This window comes from Planomonospora algeriensis (genome assembly GCF_977012225.1).
Map to the genome: position 1 here is coordinate 1 of NZ_CDRNDK010000586.1, position 3,354 is coordinate 3,354.

Consider the following 3,354-nt stretch of genomic DNA (forward strand, 5'->3'; position numbering starts at 1 on the left):
TCCTCCGCCGGCCCGGCGGCTCCGTCCGGATGGGGGCCGGCGTCCGGGTCGTCGTCGTGGCGGCCGGTGCTCTCGGGGACGGACCGCTCCGGGCAGGAGCCGGCCTCGGGCACCGCCGGGCCCGCCAGCGGGCTGCGGTACTCCTCGGCCACCTCGGGACCGCCCGGGACGCTGAAGACGAACGTGACCCTGCCGTACAGCCCTCCGGAGTGCCTCTCGGTCACGTCGGCCAGCAGGACCTGGGCGGTGGGCACCGTCCGCAGCAGGTTCGTGACGTGCGCCCGCGTCCGCGGGGTGAACACCACGCCCGGGTTCCGGCCCGCGGCGGCCAGCACGCAGGACAGGCCGGGGCGGGCGGTGTCGAGCAGGTGGTCGACCTGGCGGAAGAAGGAGGGACCGTGTTCGAGGGCGGCGTACAGCTCCCTGCGGGACTCGCGGAGCGACCGGGTCACGGCCGCCAGGTCGGTCACGCCCTCCGCCAGCTCCTCCCGGCGGCCCGCGAGCGTGCCGGTCAGCCGGGTGAGGTTCACCGACAGCTCGTCCAGCAGTTCGGCGTTCCCGGCGAGCGTGGTGGTGACGTCGTGCGCGTTGTCCACGATCCCGCGGATCGACGCGGTACGGCCGTCCAGCCCGGCGGCCAGCTCGCCCACGATGGTCCGCGCGTCCTCGGGGGGCACCGCGTCCAGCAGCTTGCCGACCCCGTCGAACAGCTCCCGGTAGTCCAGCGGGACCGAGGTGGCGGCCAGCGGGATGGTGGCGCCGGGGGCCAGGGCGCCGTCCGGGGCTCCGGCCTCCGGCGGGGAGATCTCCACGTACGGCTCGCCGATCGCGGACTTGCGGCGCACCTCGGCTCCGACGCCCTGCGGGATCCGCACCCCGCGGTCGATGTCCAGCGCCACCGTGATCTTTCCGGGGGCGAGTTTCACCCCGTCGATCCGGCCGATCCGCACGCCGAGGTAGGCCACGTCGAAGCCGGGCACCAGACCGGGGGAGGAGGCGAACTCCGCGTTGATCCGGTACGGCCGCTCGATGACGTCCAGCCTGATGACGCTGGTGAACGCCCAGACGGTCATCACGACGCCGAGCACCGCGAAGAAACCGAGGTTGACCAGGACGCGGTTCCTCATCGCGGCGGCTCCAGCAGCAGCCGGAAGTCGTCGGCCGAATTGGGCCGCCGGGGCCGGTCGCCGTCCCCGGGTTCGGCCAGGAGCAGGCCCTTCATCCAGACGTAGGCCAGCAGCTGCCCGTTCACCACGATCGGCGGCTGGTCGACGAAGTACTGCACCCGGTCGAGGAGGAGTTTCAGGTCCTCCTTGCCGCGCACCGTCGCCGCGGAGACCGCGTCGAGCCGCCGCAGCAGGGTGCGCAGCCGCGCCGCGTGCCGGGGGTAGACGGTGGTGTTGACCTCGCGGGCCAGAGCCGTCAACTCCTTCAGGGTCTTCTTGACGTGCTTGCGGCCGTGGTTCAGCCGGGCCGCGGCGGCCTGGACGCTCCCGGGCAGCCGGTCCAGCTCTCCGGAGCCCGCGGCCAGGTCGTCGCCCAGCTCCGCCAGGCCGTCGATCGTGCGGGCCAGTTCCGCGCGGGACTCGGCGTAGGCGGCGGCGACGTCGGCGGTCTGCCGCAGCAGGCGGTTGAGGTCGCGGCCCTTTCCGCCGATCCCGGTCGCCGCCGCGTCCAGGATCGCGTTCACGTCCTGCGCGCCGAGCGCGTCGATCAGCGGCCCGGCCCGCTCGGTGACCTGCTCGATGTCCGGTTCCACCGAAGTCTCGGCGATCTCCGCGCCGTCGGCGAGGAAGGGACCGGTGGCCATGTCCGCGGCCCCGGCGCCTCGGGCAGCCTCAGCTCGACGTAGTTCTCGCCCAGGATGGAGGTCTTGGCGACCACCGCGGAGGTGCCCTCGGGCACCCGATGCCCGTCCTCGACGGACAGGGTGACCCTGGCGCGGTAACCCTCCAGCCGGATGTCGGTCACGCTCCCGATCCGCACGTCGGCGACCTGCACGCTGTGCCCGGCCACCAGGCTCTGCACGTCGTCGAAGACCGCCGTGAGGGTCAGCTCGCCGGACGGCGCCCCCAGGGTCTGCAGCGAGCAGGCCGCGCTCGTGGCCAGGACCAGGGCGAGAGCCAGGGCACGGGCCGGGGCGCGGAGAAGAGCCAGGCCGCGGACCGGGCCGCGAAAGAGAGCCAGGCCGCGGGCCGGGGCGCAGGCGCGGGCCGGAGGGAGGACCGGGGCTCTCCCGGCCGGTCGGGCGGCCGTCCCGCTCCACCGGGTCATCCGTTCCTCCTCCTCTCCCACGGGCAGTTGCTCAGCTCGCCGGGCAGGCACGGCACCTCGCCCAGCCCCAGGGCGTCGAAGAGCGGCGCCAGCCAGGCCCGGGTCAGCGCGTTGAGCACCAGGCGGAACGTGAGCACGTGGCGCTCGCGGTCCCAGGCCATCACCACGCCGTCGACGAAGCCGCGGGCGCCGGCGATCGCCTGGGCCGCGGCCTCGCTGTTCGCCTTCAGGGTGAGCACCACCTCGGCGAGGTTCGCCACGCCCCGGGGCAGGCGCTCCTGGTAGGCCTCGAGCAGCACGTCGCCGCGCCGTACCAGCCCGGCAAGGCCGGTGATGAAGCGCCGGGTGCGCCGCCGCTCGTCGGCCAGCGCGGCGCCGGCCTCGGCGAAGGCATCGATGGTCTTCTCGACCTGCTTCTCGCGCCGGTTGAGGCTGCCCGCGAGCCGGTTCAGGCCGTCGGCCAGCTCGATCAGCTTCTCGTCCTGCCCGGCGAGGGTGCCGCTCAGCGCGGCCGCGTCGGCCAGCGCCCGGTTGATCTGCTCGCCGCGGCCCCGGACGGTGTCGGCCAGGTTCCCGGCCACGTCGCCCATCCGCTCGGTGTCGAGGGCGTCGGTGAGCCTGGTGAACGCCGCCAGCGCGTCGTCGATCTCCACGGGCAGGTCGGTGCGCTCCAGGGGGATCACCGCCCCCGGGGCGAGCCGCGGCCGGCCCGGCTTCCACGGCGGGTGCAGCACCACGCTCCGCTCACCCAGCGTGTTCTGCGGGGCCACCACCGCCCGCACGTCGGCCGGGAGCGGCACGTCCCCGTCGACGAGCAGATCGGCGCGGACCCGCTCGCCCTCGATGGTCAGCCTCTCCACCGTGCCCGCGTCCAGGCCCAGCACCTTCACCTTGGCCTGCTCGTACAGGGAGGGCGCGGCGCCGAAGTAGGCGGTCAGCCGGTACGGCGCCGCCCCGCCGGGCAGCAGTGAGCAGCCTCCCGCCGAGGCCGCCAGCACCAGGGCCAGCAGCGCCGCGACCAGCCGGCGCGCTCCGAGCCCGCCGGGCCGGCCCGGCCGCCGGGCACCCGGCGTGCGGCCG

The 3,354-nt window shown here is 74.9% G+C and carries 4 protein-coding genes; all 4 read right to left on the bottom strand.

Features of this window, described 5'->3' with window-relative positions:
• Positions 1-1,127 (bottom strand): MCE family protein (locus ACWJ6R_RS32845; RefSeq protein ID WP_449065946.1); only part of this gene is annotated, 1,127 nt, incomplete at its 3' end.
• Positions 1,124-1,810 (bottom strand): MCE family protein, encoded by a 687-nt coding sequence (locus ACWJ6R_RS32850; RefSeq protein WP_449065947.1) that lies wholly within the window; start codon positions 1,808-1,810, stop codon positions 1,124-1,126. The genes ACWJ6R_RS32845 and ACWJ6R_RS32850, both read right to left, overlap by 4 nt.
• Positions 1,714-2,274: an MlaD family protein gene (locus ACWJ6R_RS32855; RefSeq protein ID WP_449065948.1), complete on the bottom strand. Its 561-nt coding sequence runs from the start codon at positions 2,272-2,274 to the stop codon at positions 1,714-1,716. The genes ACWJ6R_RS32850 and ACWJ6R_RS32855 overlap by 97 nt, the downstream gene beginning before the upstream one ends.
• The coding region (locus ACWJ6R_RS32860) for an MCE family protein (RefSeq protein ID WP_449065949.1) at positions 2,271-3,354 on the bottom strand (1,084 nt) is incomplete at its 5' end. The genes ACWJ6R_RS32855 and ACWJ6R_RS32860, both read right to left, overlap by 4 nt.